Origin of the sequence: Lederbergia wuyishanensis (assembly GCF_022900255.1) — a bacterium.
Classification (GTDB): Bacteria; Bacillota; Bacilli; order Bacillales; family Bacillaceae_C; genus Lederbergia; species Lederbergia wuyishanensis.
Genome location: NZ_JALIRM010000005.1, coordinates 93,911 through 111,128, shown reverse-complemented (window position 1 = coordinate 111,128; position 17,218 = coordinate 93,911). Strand labels below are relative to the sequence as shown.

The 17,218-nt window shown below is 36.6% G+C and carries 14 protein-coding genes; 2 read left to right on the top strand and 12 right to left on the bottom strand.

The genetic code is table 11. The features are described from left to right. Positions 1-8: 8 nt before the first annotated feature. The 7 genes from MT489_RS10055 to recQ form a co-directional block, all read right to left on the bottom strand. Positions 9-905: a carbohydrate ABC transporter permease gene (locus MT489_RS10055; protein WP_244681417.1), complete on the bottom strand. Its 897-nt coding sequence runs from the start codon at positions 903-905 to the stop codon at positions 9-11. A gap of 11 nt (positions 906-916) precedes the next feature. After that, positions 917-1,834 carry a carbohydrate ABC transporter permease gene (locus MT489_RS10050; protein WP_244681416.1) on the bottom strand — a complete coding sequence of 306 codons (918 nt, stop codon included), beginning with the start codon at positions 1,832-1,834 and terminating at the stop codon, positions 917-919. A gap of 225 nt (positions 1,835-2,059) precedes the next feature. Further along, positions 2,060-3,427, bottom strand: coding sequence for an ABC transporter substrate-binding protein (locus MT489_RS10045; RefSeq protein WP_244681415.1), 1,368 nt, complete (start codon positions 3,425-3,427; stop codon positions 2,060-2,062). Positions 3,428-3,871: 444 nt separating this feature from the next. Next, positions 3,872-4,972 (bottom strand): purple acid phosphatase family protein, encoded by a 1,101-nt coding sequence (locus MT489_RS10040; RefSeq protein WP_244681414.1) that lies wholly within the window; start codon positions 4,970-4,972, stop codon positions 3,872-3,874. 13 nt (positions 4,973-4,985) lie between these two features. Beyond that, positions 4,986-6,698 carry an SH3 domain-containing protein gene (locus MT489_RS10035; protein WP_244681413.1) on the bottom strand — a complete coding sequence of 571 codons (1,713 nt, stop codon included), beginning with the start codon at positions 6,696-6,698 and terminating at the stop codon, positions 4,986-4,988. Positions 6,699-6,820: 122 nt separating this feature from the next. Further along, positions 6,821-7,405 (bottom strand): histidine phosphatase family protein, encoded by a 585-nt coding sequence (locus MT489_RS10030; RefSeq protein ID WP_244681465.1) that lies wholly within the window; start codon positions 7,403-7,405, stop codon positions 6,821-6,823. 1 nt (position 7,406) lies between these two features. Next, positions 7,407-9,554: a DNA helicase RecQ gene (gene recQ / locus MT489_RS10025; RefSeq protein WP_244681412.1), complete on the bottom strand. Its 2,148-nt coding sequence runs from the start codon at positions 9,552-9,554 to the stop codon at positions 7,407-7,409. 194 nt (positions 9,555-9,748) lie between these two features. Between recQ and MT489_RS10020 the strand changes: the two genes are divergently transcribed. Beyond that, a complete protein-coding gene (locus MT489_RS10020; RefSeq protein WP_244681411.1) occupies positions 9,749-10,723 on the top strand; it encodes a methyltransferase in 975 nt (324 codons plus the stop codon). 448 nt (positions 10,724-11,171) lie between these two features. Further along, positions 11,172-11,864, top strand: a complete 693-nt coding sequence (locus tag MT489_RS10015; RefSeq protein ID WP_244681410.1) for an Ltp family lipoprotein — start codon at positions 11,172-11,174, stop codon at positions 11,862-11,864. A 121-nt stretch (positions 11,865-11,985) separates the two neighbouring features. Here MT489_RS10015 and MT489_RS10010 read toward each other — a convergent pair whose 3' ends face one another. The 5 genes from MT489_RS10010 to MT489_RS09990 form a co-directional block, all read right to left on the bottom strand. Further along, on the bottom strand, positions 11,986-12,954 hold the full coding sequence (locus MT489_RS10010) for an L-threonine 3-dehydrogenase (protein WP_244681409.1): 969 nt from the start codon (positions 12,952-12,954) through the stop codon (positions 11,986-11,988). Between the two features lie 22 nt (positions 12,955-12,976). Next, positions 12,977-14,167 (bottom strand): glycine C-acetyltransferase, encoded by a 1,191-nt coding sequence (locus tag MT489_RS10005; RefSeq protein WP_244681408.1) that lies wholly within the window; start codon positions 14,165-14,167, stop codon positions 12,977-12,979. 209 nt (positions 14,168-14,376) lie between these two features. Beyond that, on the bottom strand, positions 14,377-15,231 hold the full coding sequence (gene gatY, locus MT489_RS10000) for a tagatose-bisphosphate aldolase subunit GatY (protein WP_244681407.1): 855 nt from the start codon (positions 15,229-15,231) through the stop codon (positions 14,377-14,379). Between the two features lies 1 nt (position 15,232). Next, positions 15,233-16,378 (bottom strand): SIS domain-containing protein, encoded by a 1,146-nt coding sequence (locus MT489_RS09995; RefSeq protein WP_244681406.1) that lies wholly within the window; start codon positions 16,376-16,378, stop codon positions 15,233-15,235. Between the two features lie 17 nt (positions 16,379-16,395). Continuing rightward, positions 16,396-17,115, bottom strand: a complete 720-nt coding sequence (locus tag MT489_RS09990; protein WP_244681405.1) for a GntR family transcriptional regulator — start codon at positions 17,113-17,115, stop codon at positions 16,396-16,398. Positions 17,116-17,218 lie beyond the last annotated feature (103 nt).

Below are 17,218 nucleotides of genomic sequence, written 5' to 3'. Positions count from 1 at the left end.
TATTCCTCCTACCCTTTTACTGCTCCGATTGTGATTCCCTGCAAGAAGTATTTTTGTAATGCTAGAAAGACGATAATCATTGGAACTGCACTACAAACTGCTCCAGCCATCATCGCTCCATAATCCTGCAGATTTTCAAATCGAAAACTTGTTAAACCGACTTGTAAGGTCCTCATGCTATTCGTGTTTGTCACAAGAAACGGCCAAAAAAAGTTATTCCAATGGGCTACGAAAGTAAATATTCCAAGTACGGCAAGCCCAGGCTTTGAGATTGGCAATATTATCTTCCAAAAGATGCCGAATTCACTACAAGCATCAATTCTCCCCGCATCAATCAGAGAGCTCGGAAGAGAAGTCATAAACTGCCGCATTAGAAATATGCTTCCAACACTTACCATTCCAGGAACAATGATTCCTGCATACGTATTTTCCATTTGAAATGTATCAACAACTAAAATATACAATGGAATTAATGTTACTTGTCCGGGAATCATAATCGAAGCTAGTAACACCCAAAAGATTGCATTTCTTCCTGGGAAACGAAGCTTTGAAAATGCATAACCTGCTAACGATGCAAAAAATACATTAATTACTGTACTGACTGCTGCAATTATTGTACTATTCAAGAACCATCTTCCTAATCCACCAACTTTAAAGATCCTTTTATAAGCATCTAGGGTAGGATTTTTTGGGATCAGCTCAGGTGGAACAGATGTAATTGCTGACGAGTCTTTAAAGGATGAGGATAACATCCATAATAGTGGAACGAATGTAAATATAGCCCATAAGGCCAAGAGTACGTACACAATGATTAAAACGATTCTTTTAATAATTTTTCTTTGGAGATCTTTTTGTTCATCTAGTTTGGCCTGGAATTGGGAATCTGTTGCAGTTTTAAGTTCCATCAAAATCCCCCCTAGTATTCTACGTCACTAGCCATATATTTAAATTGTAATATGGATATGACTATAATAATAAAACCCAATATGAAAGCTTCTGCTGCCGCTAGACCAAACTGATAATATTGAAACGCATGTTGGTAAATCAAAAAGGCAATTGTGGTCGTTGCAAAGTTTGGACCACCTTGAGTCATTACATATGTTGCTTCAAATACTTGAAACGAGCCAATTACACCTGTAATTAACATATATAATGTCGTTGGCTTCAGTAGTGGCCAAGTAATATTTTTTAATTTTGACCACCAGCTTGCCGCATCAATATCCGCAGCCTCATAAAGCGATTTTGGAATCCCACCCATTGCGGCTAAATATAAAATGACTCCACTACCATGCCCACCAATATACGTCATTAACATGAGTGAAAATAGGGCTGATTTTGAACTTGCCAAGAATAACTGTTGATCAAAACCCATCCATCCTAAAACAATATTCATTAAACCTGATTGTGTTGGATCAAACATCCACAACCAAATTAATGACATAGTGATTCCGGATGTGACAGCTGGCAAATAAAAAGAGGCCTTGAAAAATGTTTGTGATCTTCGATTAAGTGGAAAAATCATTAAGGAAAGAAAAAATGTTATTAAAATATTGACCGGAACTGTACCTAATGTATAGATGGTTGTATTCTTCATTGCCTTCCAAAAAATATCATTACTTAATAGATACTTATAGTTATCAATGCCAATAAATTTAGATTTTAAGATTCCATATTCCTGAAAACTCATTATAAAAGCTGAAAAAAGAGGGTAAACCGTAAAAACCAAGAATAATAGAAAAGGCAGTGCAATAAATGCGTAACACCAGCCATAATCTTTTAAGAATTGCTTTGCATTCTCCCCCCAATGGCTCTGCTTTTCAACAGAAGTGGCCATAACTTCATCTCCTTTAAAACTTACTTTCCAAACAGCGGAAGCGCCGTTCTCATCAACATACATACACTCAAGTTTGCTAGTCGATTAGGCGCTGTAATTGGACAGCAAAAGTGCTAGTTTAAAATATTGACTTTAAAAAATTTATACCTTCTTTTACTTCCAGAAAGAAGAACTATCCGCAGTTTAAATGCAGATAATTCTTCCTGTTGCTTACATATTCTATTATTATTTTAGAATATCTTTTGCTACTTTAGTCCATTGCTCTACAGTTTCTTCAGGAGATAATTCACCAGCGATAAACCCTTGGAACTTTGGCGTTAATCCATCATTTTTAAGCTGAGCAGATTTCTGAGCTAGTTCTGGGTTTAACCTGACTCCAGGAACTACATAATCTAATGTTCTTTGAATAAATGCTCCATTTTCTGTTTCTAATTGCAGCATATCCGCATACATTTCCTGACCTGACTTTCTTGCAGGTGGAATAAACATTGTGGCAGCTGTAATACTAGATTTTGTTCCTGTAATATGTTTTAGAACTTTCGCAGCGTTTGCAGTGTGCTCATCACCTTTATAGTTCTTCTGTTTGAAGAGCCACATTCCGCCACCACCGCCTGTGGCGATTTCCTTTTCCCCTTCATTATGCGGGAACGGTAATAATACAAAGTCGATCTTTTCAGCATCCAGTTTACCAGCATCAATTTCTGCATTACGGTTATCATTGAATCTAACTTGGTAAGGACCTGTACGTCCGTAAATACCAACCTCGATGTCACCAAACATATCAATTACCTTTTGTGCATCAATTCCAGCAGTTTCTTTAGGCATAACGCCTTCATCCATTAATCTTTTCATGAAATTTAATGTTTCGACTGCCTTGTCTCCGTCCCATTGGAACTTGCCATCTTCTGAAACGGCACTAAGAACACCGTTGTTTCTCATTAAATGTTCAAATGTTTCTGTATCCCCAGCAGTTGCAAATCCGTAAATCTTTTTACCTTTTTTGTTTTGCATTTTGGAAATTTTATTGGCAATATCGTAAAACTCCTGCCAAGTCCATCCATCTTTCATAATTTTATCTACATCCGCGCCTGCCTCTTCCATTAGGGTTCTATTTCCACCCCATGTATGTATAGAGATCCATTGAGAAATAGCCCAAAGTTTCCCATCCATCGTGAAATTATCTTTGGCAAATTGCTCCAAGTCGTTCAAATCATCATTTGATACATAATCATCTAGAGGAACAGCTAACCCAGTATCAATAAATTTTGGTTCCATAACAGAGAAGAAGATATCAGGTGGATTTCCTGAGTTCAATGCAACATCAAACTTCTTACCACCTTCTGCCCAAGACAAAATTTCATGTTCTACTTTAATATCAGAATTTTCCGCTTCAAATTCTTTAATTAAATCAATAAGGTCTTGTTCATAGCTTTTTTGCCCTGTTTCTTCATTTGCTTGATAGTGTGGATAAGTCCAAACAGTGATGACATCTTTTTTTCCTTTTTTATTTCCAGCATTTCCACCGGAGTCTTTGCTACTGCAACCAGAAACTGCAAGCAGAAGTGCCGCAAGTAAAATTAGTAACTTTTTCAAGAGAATCCCCCTAATCTTTAAAATATAATTTGGTCTTGCCAATTTATTGTTTTCCCTTCACCTCCTTAAAAGTCCTTACAAGATAATCAATGAATTGCTAATAACTTTCATCAAATTCTTGTTCATGTAGGCTTGTCCAAAATTCCACCGTTTCTGAAACCGCTTTAATCTTTTATTACGATTTCACTATGATTCTAGTTAATAAGATTTCCTCCCTAATGACTCAGATACCGACAAAATATATATAAGTACATCTAGATCACTCTTTTTTAGGAGACTTATTAGTTAGTTTTTCGTATTTTGAATTCTTAATTTAGTATTAAGATATCAGATATGAAATAATAATTCAATATTATTTTTACTTCTTTGTAAAAATATTTCAATATAACCTTGGTAAAAAGTGGGCAAAAAAATAACACACCAATAACTTGATGTGTTTGAATATTATTTTTCTAAAATATACTCATCAACAATTCTACCATCCCGCGTTTTTACTATTAATTTTAGACGGTTACCAACTATGAAAACATTTAAGTAGACTTGCATTTTTTCGTTAAAACAAACATCCATATAAGACTGATGAGTTGCTCCATAAAATTTATGTCCTGTTAGTCCGGCAATAATATAAGTTGTGCCTTCCTTATCGGTAGCATCGCCTTTTAATGGGAATGTCCGGAAATATGAATGATCGTGTCCCGATAAGCTTAAGTCAATTTGCAATTCATCAAAAACCTTTGTCCACACTTCTTTTACCATTTCGCTTCCAGCTTCTGTATTGGCATTATATGGCGAGCGGTGATAAACAACTATTTTCCATAGTTTCGATGTTTCTGACATATCTCTCTTTAACCATTCTGCTTGTTCCAGCAGACCAGTCTTCGTTGTTTCGGTATTCAATACAGCAAAATGAGCATCACCATAATCAAACGAATAAACCGTTCCTATAAAATTTTTGGGACCATTGATTGGCATTTTAAAAAGCTTCTTGAATGTTTCAACTCCATTACCAGTATTTTCATGGTTACCAACTGCAGGAATAATCGGAGTGGAAGGAGCAAGATATTTACTTTTGATCGATTCGAAAAAAGCTGCCCAATGATTATATAAGTTACCATCGTCAACCATATCTCCAACATGAATGACAGTTGCAGCGTCTTCATTTTCTTTCTTTGCATGGGTTAATAATTCAGTAAAGAGGGCAAAACCATTTTCCGTTTGATTAGGTGGACATTGGGTATCCCCCATAATTATAAAACTGAATTGTTCATTAGCTTTTATTGGATCCGCGGTAAAACTTCCCTCTTCACTCCAACCATTTTCTGTACCATCTCCCACTCTATAAGTATAAGATTGCCCAGAATCTAATCCATTTAGAGTGACACTATGGACTTGAGCTTCACCTGCTTTGAATGCATGCTCCGTACTTGTTCCTATTTCTTCTTTTAACGAATTACCAGTAAAACCACTCATTTCAAAGTCTTTTGTATGTATAAATTGAACAACAGATTTTGTAAACAATGGGCTTGTTATCCATGTAATGTTCATCGTATTTTTCTGTTCACTGAATGTAATATTGATGAATTCTGGAGTTTGTGAGCCAAGATGTTCTAGAACTTTTATCTTTGTTGTAAAAACTATATTGTTTTCCTTTATGAGCTTGAACGAGTAATTCACCCTCAATTAAAGATAATCGATCCGTTTTTAGATTCCCTTTACAATCAGTTTTACCCAATTTCCATGGAAAAAGTTTGGGGCTTTCCGCTTTCAACCAACCTATTTTATTGCGATATACCACCTTTAACCAGTCATTTTCTATTTCTAAAACAACTAATTCAGTATCTTTTTTTAGTTTGAACATTACCTCACTTTTATCAGAAGGATCCTTATAAAGAAATGCTAGCTCAGAATTAAGTAATGCTAATTTGTATTCAGGAAAAATTACTTGTATAGTCGCACCGTGAATTCCATGTCCTTTTTCATCTGTAACAATAAGAGTACTATTAAATCCTAAAGACGCTCGATCAATCGCTATTTTATAATGAGCTTTTGGGACAATCTCTATCGGAGGAAAGTAAATAGGAGTTTGCCTTTCCCCCTTCAGAGTTGCCATTCCTTTTATTAAATTAATCTTAGTGGGCTCTATAATGTTCGAATGCATGAGGAATGTAAGCTTTAAGAGTTCCTGTATTGCTCGAGATGTTTCAAGTTGATCAAGCCCCTTTAATTCTATGTATATATATCCCTCCTCCGTAACTTCATTTCTTACAATACAGCTTGGAGGGATTATTGGATGAAGTATAATTTGTTTTTCCAAATGTTTAAGTTTACACGGATCAAATTTAATATGGAGTTCTATTCTCTTAAACTTATGGAACTCATTGGCCTCAAAGAAAACGTGAAGCGGATTGCCGATATATGTAGCCTTTTCAAATATTGGTTTAATTCCTGGTCCTCCGGCCTCGACTATAAATTGCCATATCCGTTCTGTTTCATTTCCATAATAATCTTGAACAACTAATTTTACTTGGTGGTAACCGTCCAACAATGGTTCGCTAGGTGTATAAAATATTTCATTCTCTTCTTCTATATAAGTCGGGGTAAGTTCATTTCCATCAAGATACATACGGATTCGGGTCGGATTAATGCCAGATTCCTCGTCCTTGGCGAATGCTCCGATTTTCACCGTAGATGTCGAAACAACTTCATTAGCTGAAGGACATTCTCCAAATATTTCAGGATTAATTAAGTCCTCGTTTGTTTTTCCGTATACGGATCTAATATTGTCTACGTAGATCTTTCCAGCGTTTTTATTATTGTCGTTTGTTTCTAGTAATCTAACAGGAATATCCAGTGTTAAAGGCGTTGATTTACCATGGGGGATCTTACATTCAACATATTTCCATCCAATCCAATCTACTTTTCCTGCTAAGTCAATTTGAAATGGATGACCCTTTCCATCTCTTAACTGGGCTCTTAATAAATGATTATTTCCATCCCCGTATACCCACATTCCAATCGCCTTTGGATAGTCATGTAAAATTATTTTTTCTTTTGTGTATGCGTAGGCTCCTGATATCCCAGTTGTACCAGCAAAATCATACTTCAATTCCAAAGAGCTTTTTCCGAAACGCGCCGGCTCTGGATACTTAGTTTGGCGAATAGAGATAGATTTAAATCGTGCACCGCCACATATCCAATGTTCTAAACCATTTTCAAATGATTCAAGAATAATTGGAGGTTTTTCAACATAACCAGCTATTATTTCGTCCATTTTCATCTCACCTCAATTGAGACACTATTAAGTAAATTTATTTTTGTTGTATAGTTTACCATACAAAAAACAAAAGGCCCGTATCAATTATTATATTAATCGATACAGGCTTTACTCTATTTTTATAGTTCCTTATACTTTGAAAGATGTCCCACTTGGTTAAAATCACTAATCAACCATTTCTCTTCCTGAAAGTTAATATTGCTGATACAAGCATTGATTAACCTTGTCTTTCCGGAGCCTATTTCTCCATCTGAAAGTATCGATAAAATGGCGTTAATTACCCCTCCATGCGCGACGAGCAGGACCTTTTTATTGACATACTTTCGATTGATTTTTTCGATTCCTGCCAATACACGTTCGTTCAGTGCAGATCTTTCTTCTTGATTTGGAATATTTCTATTTGGATACTTTGATTCAATCTCTTCTCGAGTCATTCCTTCAGCATCACCAAAGGAACGCTCCACAAATTCCTCCATTTCAACAAGAGGAATTTGCAATCCTTCATTAATGATTTCGGCAGTACGTTTTGCCCTTTGTAGTGGACTCGTTACGATGATATCCCAGTGATTTTCTTTTAAAAAATCCCGACATTCCTCCGCTTGTCGTATTCCAGTAGGATTTAAAGGAATATCCGTTCTTCCTTGAAGTTTTCCTAATGCGTTCCAATCTGTTTCTCCATGTCGAATTAAACAAATGGTCGTAATTTTAAACTTCTCCCTTCGTAACCTTTTCTTTATTTTTTTGTAAAAACGCACGAATCATGAAAAAACTGATCTCATCTGGTAGCAGTTCTTTAATAGGTGTTAGTCTAGTAGATTCTGCTTCATCTACAGCCTTTTCAATCATTTCTTCATATTGACTCGGAATAAATTGATCCCAATCAATCTCATGACCTTCTTCATCACATTTAATTAAGTGGGATTCCACTGTTCTTTCGGAAATTTCTCTCTCCAGCGCAATTTCCTCAATCTCCATCCCATCCTGCAACATTTGATACGTAACAAGATGACTAGAATCTTTCGTACTCTTCGAAACGCTCTTTTTCTCAACTTTCATCATGGGGACATGTTTTCTTTCAATGTCTTTTTCTTCACAATATGCATTAATGACTGATAAGAAATCAGTTCCGTATGCTTCTAGTTTTCTTTCACCAATTCCTTTAATTTGTAAAAGATCATTGTCATTTCTTGGTAACGCTGCACTCATTTCTCTTAACGTCGCATCCGAAAAAATAACGTACGGAGGTACTTTTTCTTTCTCAGCAAACTCTCTTCTCAATTCTCGCAAAAGTTCAAATAACTCATTGTCCTCCACAAGTTGTGCAATACGTACCTTTTCTTTACGAAATACTGGCTCTTTACCTCGTAAAACATTGCCAGCATTTTCAGTCAACATCAATACTGGATACTGTCCATCGGTTGGAAGTAAATAACCTTCAGCTGTTAAAAAATCAATGAATTCACTAACTTCTTTTTGATTTCGTTCTTTCAAAATCCCAAATGTCGTCAGCTGATCAAAGCCAACACTTTTTATTTTTTTGTCAGCCGAGCCAGTCAGTACTTTCGCAATCATCGTTTTTCCGAAACGCTCATTCATTCTCCTTATGCACGAAAGGACTTTTTGTGCATCGATTGTGACGTCAACGTGTTCCCGAGAATCGGTGCAATTTCCACACTTACCGCATTCTGGAGGATCTTCCTCCCCAAAATAAAACAATATATATTGCTGCAAACATGACTCAGTATGCCCATAAGCAACCATTTTCCTTAGTTTCGAATACTCATGCTCTTTTCGACCTTCATCCATCTCTGATTGTTCAATTAAAAAAGATTGAATTTGAGCATCTTGTGGAGCGAACAACAAAATACAAGCACTTTCTTCTCCGTCTCTTCCTGCTCTTCCAGCTTCCTGATAATAAGATTCCATATTACGAGGGATTTGATAATGAATAACAAATCGTACATTCGATTTATTTATTCCCATCCCAAATGCATTTGTCGCTACCATAATCGAAATGTCATCAAATAAAAAGCGTTCTTGCTGCTGATTACGTTCAGCCTCTGACATTCCAGCATGATATTTTCCAGCTGGCAACCCTTTTCTCTCTAGTAAAAGATGGATCCGATCCACTTCTTTTCTTGTAGCGGCATAAATGATGCCTGCTTGTCCACTGTTTTTTTCTATATAATTTAATAAAAAGCGATCTCTATCTTCACCTTTCACGACCTGAAACTGTAAATTTTCACGTTCAAAACCTGTCATAACCACATGTTCTTTTTGAATATGAAGGAGCTCGATAATATCGTTTTGGACTTGTGGAGTTGCGGTAGCAGTAAGGGCTAATACTACAGGTTTTGGTTTAATTTGGCTTATTAAATTTTTGATTTGCAAATAACTGGGACGAAAATCATGCCCCCATTGGGAAATACAATGTGCCTCGTCAATGGCAAGGAGAGATATATGAATTTCTTTTAGAAGTCGTAAAAAAGAAGGTACTTCCAATCGTTCAGGAGCAATGTAAACAAGTTTATAGTTTCCATTATAAATATCATTTAGACGTTCATTAATTTCACCGTTTGGAAGTGTGCTGTTGATATAGGTTGAAGGAATTCCTGTTTTCTCCAATGCATCCACTTGGTCCTTCATTAATGAGATAAGTGGTGAAATTACTATCGTTATTCCTGGAAAAAGCATCGCTGGTATTTGATAACAAAGGGATTTTCCGCCACCTGTTGGCATGATGGCGAGAGTATCTTTTCCTCCCGACACTTTCTGTATGATATCTTCCTGTCCATCACGAAAATGATCATAACCAAAATATGTTTGTAATACGGTTTTTGCTTTATTTAACAACTTATGAACCTCCAAATTAGAGATAGTTCCATTATAGCAAATATACTTGATGAATGATTTGTGGAGCACTATTAGATTAGTAGAAATATTGATTTACAATATTTTGCTAGATATAGTGTTAAAAAAGCGTTTTCATGGTAGCATTTAAATAACTTATTTATTTTATTTTAACTATGAAAGCTGGAGGTAGTTTAATGTCAGAAATTAATTTTGAAAAGCTTGAAGCTTTAAGTGATCTTTGTACTCCTTGGTGTTTACATACTGTTGGAACCCTCCGCATTGCAGATCATATTTCTAGAGGAATCAATCATATTGATGATCTCGCCAAAGCAACTGAGAGTAATGCTTATGCCCTTCTTAATGTAATGCGACATCTTGTCAGTAAAGGGGTTTTTGAAGAAACGGAGCCTAAACAATTTGGTCTTAATGATGTTTCTAGGGGTCTAGTCGAATCTCCATACCGTCCTGACTTAACAGGTATTTTTGGACGTATGGCTTATGCCTGGGGCACCCTTCCTACATACGTAAAAACTGGAGAATCAGGATATCACGAGCAGTTCGGCCTTCCTTTTTGGGAGGATCTTGCTGCCAATCCTGATGTCGGAAAAAGCTTCGATGATTTAATGGGAATTGCGGGGCACGGGGTTCCTGATCCTCATTTTCCAATAACGGGGGACTGGGATTCAGTCAAAACTGTTGTGGACGTCGGCGGTGGCACTGGAGCGATGCTAGCGGAAATTCTTCGTGCCAGACCACACATCCACGGTACGTTGGTCGATCTTCCTGGAACGGCAGCTCGATCAGCAGAAATTTTTCAAGCAGCAGGTGTCAGTGATCGTGTCACAGTTTCTGGGCAGAGTTTCTTTGATCCTCTTCCTGCAGGTGCAGATATTTACTTACTGAAAAAAGTAATTGGAAACTGGCCAGACAAAGAGAAAAAGGAAATTTTGCGGCGTTGTGCTGAGGCCGCTCGCCCATCAGGCCGAATCGTAATAATGGGTGGAGTAACACCAGATGAAGAATCACACCATTTGAGTATTGAAATGGTCCTAGTTGGAGGCAAGCCAATCTCATTGTCTGAATTCCGAGAAATGGCTCATGAAGTCGGTTTGAAGATAACTTCTACATGGCAGCATGGCGGCTTTTTAGTTGAGTGTCAACCGATTTAAGAGATAAACGAAGTATGGTTTTTGAAACCATACTTTTTTTCATCCCATTGAATCTGCCAACGGATGTAAGTGTATTTACAGAATTAATGAAGGCTATTTTCGTAAAGTTTGTTGTTATTGTTAAAGCCCAAAAGCCGGCTTTTACCCTTAAAAGGTGAAGTTAGCAATTCTTATGAAGTACGTAGCTCTTTTCTCGGCGGAATGACTAAGTTTTGAGTTCCAAATTTATTCTTATTATTTTAATTAACAAAATATAGCAACAATGTTTAAGAAAAGATCTTTATAAAAGATATTAAATGTCCTTAGTGCAATTCAGACAGTAAAAACATTGAATAACTCACTATGGGTTTACAATTTTTGGACATAGTGGTAAAAAGTGCATAGACCTATAGTACTATGTTTAATGATATAATTTGACATAGTTCAACATATTAGGGGGAAAATGAGAATGAAGCAACAAGAAAAACAGAAAAAACCATTCTATAAAAGATGGTGGGTATGGGTAATTGCTATTATTGTAGTGGTGAAGCTAGCTTCTGGTGGAGATGATACGAGCAAGGATACCCAAAAGGAAAGCAAACCAGCAACTACCCAGCCTGCAAAAGAAACACAAAAAGAGAATAAAGAAACTGAAAATAAAAAAGAGGAACCGAAAATAGAAGATACGAAGGCAGAAGATGACGTTCCTAATGAATATAAGTCTGCTTTGAAAAAAGCCGAATCGTACGCAAAAACAATGAACATGTCCAAAAGTGCTATTTTTGAACAGTTAACTTCAGAATATGGTGAAAAGTTTTCTACAGAAGCATCCGAGTATGCAATAAGCAAACTCGAATTTGACTGGAAGGCAAACGCTCTGAAAAAGGCTGAATCCTATTCAAACACTATGTACATGTCAAAAAAAGGAATCTATGAACAACTTACTTCTGAACATGGCGAAAAATTTACTGAAGATGAAGCACATTTCGCAATAGACAATCTTAAAGCCGATTATAATGAAAATGCCTTGGCAAAAGCAAAAAGTTATCAGGAATCAATGAGTATGTCACCTGAAGCGATAAGAGACCAATTAACCTCTGAGCACGGTGAAAAATTTACACAAGAAGAAGCCGATTATGCTATTGAGCATTTAGATAAATAAAAACGCAAAACTTTTCTTTAGTTAAGGTCTTAAAAATAAGTATTTATGCAGTAATTGAAATAAATCAGTAATAATAGCAATCCACCCAAGGGTTTCCTGGGTGGATTCTTCTTTATTATTGTTATTGAGCCATTTTTCCTTTTTTATCAATTTTCAGCTCAATTTTTTCTAGCATATCTTTCGTCATTTTCGCCAAGTTATATTCGGGTTTAAATCCCCAATCCTCTCTTGCTGCTGTATCATCTATTGAATTTGGCCAGCTTTCTGCAATAGATTGGCGAACAGGATCAATTGTATAGTTTATATCAAAGTTAGGTATATGAAGACTTATTTCTTTTGCGATATCTTCAGGTTCAACACTCATAGCTGTAATATTATAAGCATTGCGGTGTTTTAGAAGTGCTGGGTCCGCCTCCATCAATTGAACAATCGCCTGTAGTGCATCAGGCATATACATCATATCCATATATGTTCCTTTATCAATGAAAGAATTGTATCTTCCCTTTTCAACAGCATCGTAATAAATTTCGACTGCGTAGTCGGTCGTTCCTCCCCCTGGAGGTGCCATATACGAAATTAATCCAGGAAAACGGACTCCTCTTGTATCAACCCCGAATTTTGCAAAATAATAATCACATAAAAGTTCACCCGAAACCTTATTCACTCCATACATCGTCGTGGGGCGCTGAATGGTCACTTGCGGTGTGTCATCCTTCGGGGTAGAAGGACCAAAAGATCCTATTGAGCTTGGGGTAAACATTTGTAGCCCTAATTCCCTTGATGTTTCAAGTGCATTCACTAACCCACCCATATTGATATCCCAAGCAACCAGTGGTTTAGCTTCAGCAACAGCAGATAACATCGCCGCCAAATGCATGATTGTATCAACTTGATATTTCTTGGCTATTTCTAACATTCTTTTTCCATCGGTCACATCTAAAATTTCAAAGGGGCCAGATGTCGCAGCAACAGATTCATTTTTACGTATATCCGTTACAACTACATTTTCCTCTCCATATAACTCGCGAAGTTTTATCACTAATTCTGTTCCAATCTGACCCAATGCTCCAGTAATCATAATCTTTTTCATATTGCTTCCTCCAGATGTTGGGTTAGATAATGCTTAATTCCTTTCCAACTTTCTCATATATAGAAATAGCTTCATCAAGCATTTCCTTCGTATGAGCAGCAGTTGGCATATTACGGACACGTCCCGTTCCTTTTGGTACCGTCGGAAATACGATGGATTTTGCGTATACCCCTTCTTCATAGAGACGTTTACTAAACGCTTGAGTCGTTTTTTCATCTCCAATAATGACAGGCGTTATCGGTGTTTCACTATGACCAATATTAAATCCGAGATTTTTTAAGCCTTTTTTCAAATAGTCGCCATTCTCCCATAAACGCTCATTAAGTTCTGTGCTTTCCATTAAAATTTCAATGGCTTTTGTTGCGGCTGCTGCATCAGCTGGTGTAACAGCTGTAGAAAATAAGAATGGACGGGATCTTACCTTCAACCAGTCGATTAATTCTTTTTTCCCTGCTACATATCCTCCAACTACACCGATTGCTTTTGATAGTGTACCGATTTGGAAGTCAACCTTATCTTGAAGGCCAAAATGCTTTACTGTACCTGCTCCTTTTCCAAGAACACCAGAACCGTGAGCGTCGTCCACATACGTAATCAAGTCAAATTCTTCAGCGATTTCAATGATTTCAGGAAGTTTTGCAATATCGCCATCCATCGAAAAAACTCCGTCAGTGATGACCATGATTTTGTTATATTGTCCGGATTCTTTAGCTTCCTTAGCTTTTTTCCTTAGATCATCCATGTCTGAATGATTAACGCGAATAATTTTTGCTTTTGATAAACGACAGCCATCTATGATTGAAGCATGGTTTAATTCATCTGATAAAATCGCATCGTTTTTATCCATAACAGCTGAAATAGCAGCCATATTACAATTAAAACCGGATTGGTAAGAAATTGCCGCTTCCGTTCCTTTAAATTCAGCAAGTTTTTCCTCAAGCTTGTCGTGAAGCGTTAAAGTACCATTAATCGTTCTAACGGCACCTGCTCCTACTCCCCATTCATTAACAGCATCGATGGCTGCTTTTTTTAAGCGCTCATCTGTTGCCAGCCCTAGGTAATTGTTTGAAGATAGATTAATTTGTTTTTTTCCATTCAATGTAATGATGGGACCATTCGCACTTTCTACTGTTTCGATTTCATTGTAAAGACCTTGGTTACGTAACTGTTCTAGATTTTCCGTTAAAAATTGATCCAATGTTTGACTCGACATTTTCATCCCTCCATTATGGTAAAAGTGTTTCCATGTAAGCGCCTTATATACATGTGTCCTCCAGAGAAGTACACATGTATACATTAAACATTGTTATTATATATAATATATCACATTATTAATAATATGTTCATATGAAAAGGACAAAAACACAAAAAAAACAAACGGAACCCGACTCATGTTAGGTTCCGTTTGTTAATACATTTTTATTATTTATGCTTTGCTGCACTTTGACACATATTAATTTTATCTGCAGCTACTTGTTTAAGATTTGTAATGGCATCACTGAAATATTTACGTGGATCATTTTGTTCAGGGTGATCGATTAAATATTTGCTTAAGCCTGCGACAAAAGCATTTTTTAACTCTGTCGCAATATTAACTTTGCAAATTCCCATTCTTATTGTTTCTTGTACCAATGCATCAGGAAGGCCGGATCCACCGTGAAGAACAAGCGGAATATCTACAACTTGACGAATTTCTTGCAAACGTTCCAAATCTAGCTTTGGCTCACCTTTATATAATCCATGGGCAGTACCAATCGCTACAGCTAGTGAATGGATTCCTGTGCGTTCAACAAATTCCTTTGCTTGAGCAGGATTTGTATATATCGCATCTTTTTCATCAACACTCATATCATCTTCAATTCCGCTGAGACGTCCTAATTCTGCTTCAACATACACTCCATGTTTTGAAGCGTAGTCTACTACTTCCTTCACTATCGCGATATTTTCTTCAAATGAATGATGACTCGCATCAATCATGACAGAGCCTACTCCCATATCAATCATTCGCTTAATGTCATCAATATTTTCATGATGGTCTAAATGAACTTCGAATGGAATACTATATGTTTTTCGAGCAGCTTCCATTATCCCAATTAGAAATTCTTCTCCCATATATTTAACTGTTCCTGGTGTTGCAGCAAGGAGAACAGGAGATTGCATTTCCTCAGCCGTCTCTAGAACCGCTTTTGCAATTTCTAAGTTATGAATATTAAATGCCGGCACCGCGTAATTTCCTGCTTGAGCTAGTTGTAATAGATTCTTTGATGCATTTGCCATTTTAGTTTTCCCCCTCGAAAGGATAGATTTGAACGCCTTGAACAACGCGATTAATGACACCAGTTGGTGATGGATTATCTGGTGATAGACCACTTGATAATGATTTCTCATATGCAAAGGACTGAGCAAAAATAACATTTGGGAATGCAAGTAACATATCTTCTTCATTCGATAATGGAACATTAATTTGATAATCGCTATATTCAGCCACTTCAGGATCTTCTATACCTGAAATTGCTACAATCGCTCCCCGTTCCTGTTCTGCATGTAATTCTTTTAGCATGTCTAGGTCATACTTTCTTGTATATTCGTTATTAGATAAGTAAACAACAACCATCGTGTTTGCATCAAGAATTGATTTTGGACCGTGACGGAATCCAAGAGTTGTATCGAACATTGTTGGATACTTTCCGGATGTTAGTTCAAGAAATTTCAACGCTGATTCTCTTGATAAACCTTCAAATACGCCCGAACCTAAATACACTAATTTCCCGAGTGGAAGTTTTACAAGTTCAGGAATCAATTTTTTGCACGAGTTAAGCATTTCTTCGCCAGCATTAGCAATCTTTTGAACCTTTTGTACAAACTCATCTTTATTTTTACTGAACAAATAGAAAGCTGTAAGCATCATTGTTGAGTAACTGCTCGTCATCGCAAGACCTTTATCATTCGCTTCTTCCGGTAGTATTAGTACAAGTTGTTCATCTTCCCCACGTTTCCGTTTAGCAAGTGCCCCTTCGCTGTTGCATGTAATCGTAATTTCATAGAAATTCTCGACTAGCTTTTCCGCAAGTTCAACAGCAGCTATACTTTCTGGGCTGTTCCCGGAACGTGCAAAAGATACCATAATTGTAGGGATATTTTTGTCTAGAAAAGAAAAAGGTGAAGATGTAAGATTAGTCGTCGAAATGGTTTCTACTTCCCATCCTCTTTCCCTTATTTCACGGCGAATATATGGATAGATGGTCTCACCAACAAATGCACTTGTTCCAGCTCCTGTAAAAATAACACGAACGCGTTCATGCTTGGATTGAATCGCCTGTAAAAATTGTTCCATTCTTTCTTTTTCTGAGGAAAATTGATTAATTGCTTTCACCCATAAAGATGGCTGTTGCTCAATTTCTCTCAACGTATGTGATTTCTCCATTTTCTCCAACCTTTCCATTAATTTAATTCAACCGAATAGGTGAACTTATCTCCCCTGGCAATCGTGATCGTGTATTCAATCACGTTATCTCCCTCAAAACTAATTCGGTTAATCAAGAGACTAGGCTCTCCTTCTTGGATGTTTAGCAGTGATGCTTCTTTTTTTGATGTTGGAATTGCTGCAAATCTTTCTGAAGCCTTTGTAATGATTGCTTCATATTTTTCACGAAACAAAGTATACATCGGCATACTTTCTAAATCTGCCCCGTTTAATTCGGGAAATCTGCTATGAGGAAGATAAGATGTTTCATACATCATCGGTTCATCATCAGCGAAGCGTAGCCTAGTTATTTTATAAACCTTTGTTCCTTCATTGATGTTCATTTTTTTCGCCGTTTTAATATCACTTTCAATTTCTTCAAAAGCTAATACTTTTGTCGAAGGGATTTTATTAATCTTTTTCATCTCTTCTGTAAAACTATAAAATTTAAGAAGGCTTTGATTGATAACCTTCGGCGAAACAAATGTACCTTTTCCATGTTGTTTGTAAATTAGCTTTTCCTTTTCAAGCTCTTGCATTGTCTGTCTTACAGTCGTACGGCTTACATTATACGTTTCGCATAATTCACGCTCGGAAGGAAGCTTATCATGATCCTTTAATTCCCCTGATTCAATTTTGCCGATAATTACGTCCATTAATTGATAATAGAGCGGCAAACGGTTGTCTTTTTCAACCATCTTAATTTCCACTCCTTAAAACAGAATCTATTACCTTGTCATGTTGTCATGACCAGTTGTTCTAATTATATCATGTGTTGTAAAAAATTGAAGCATTTCCTTA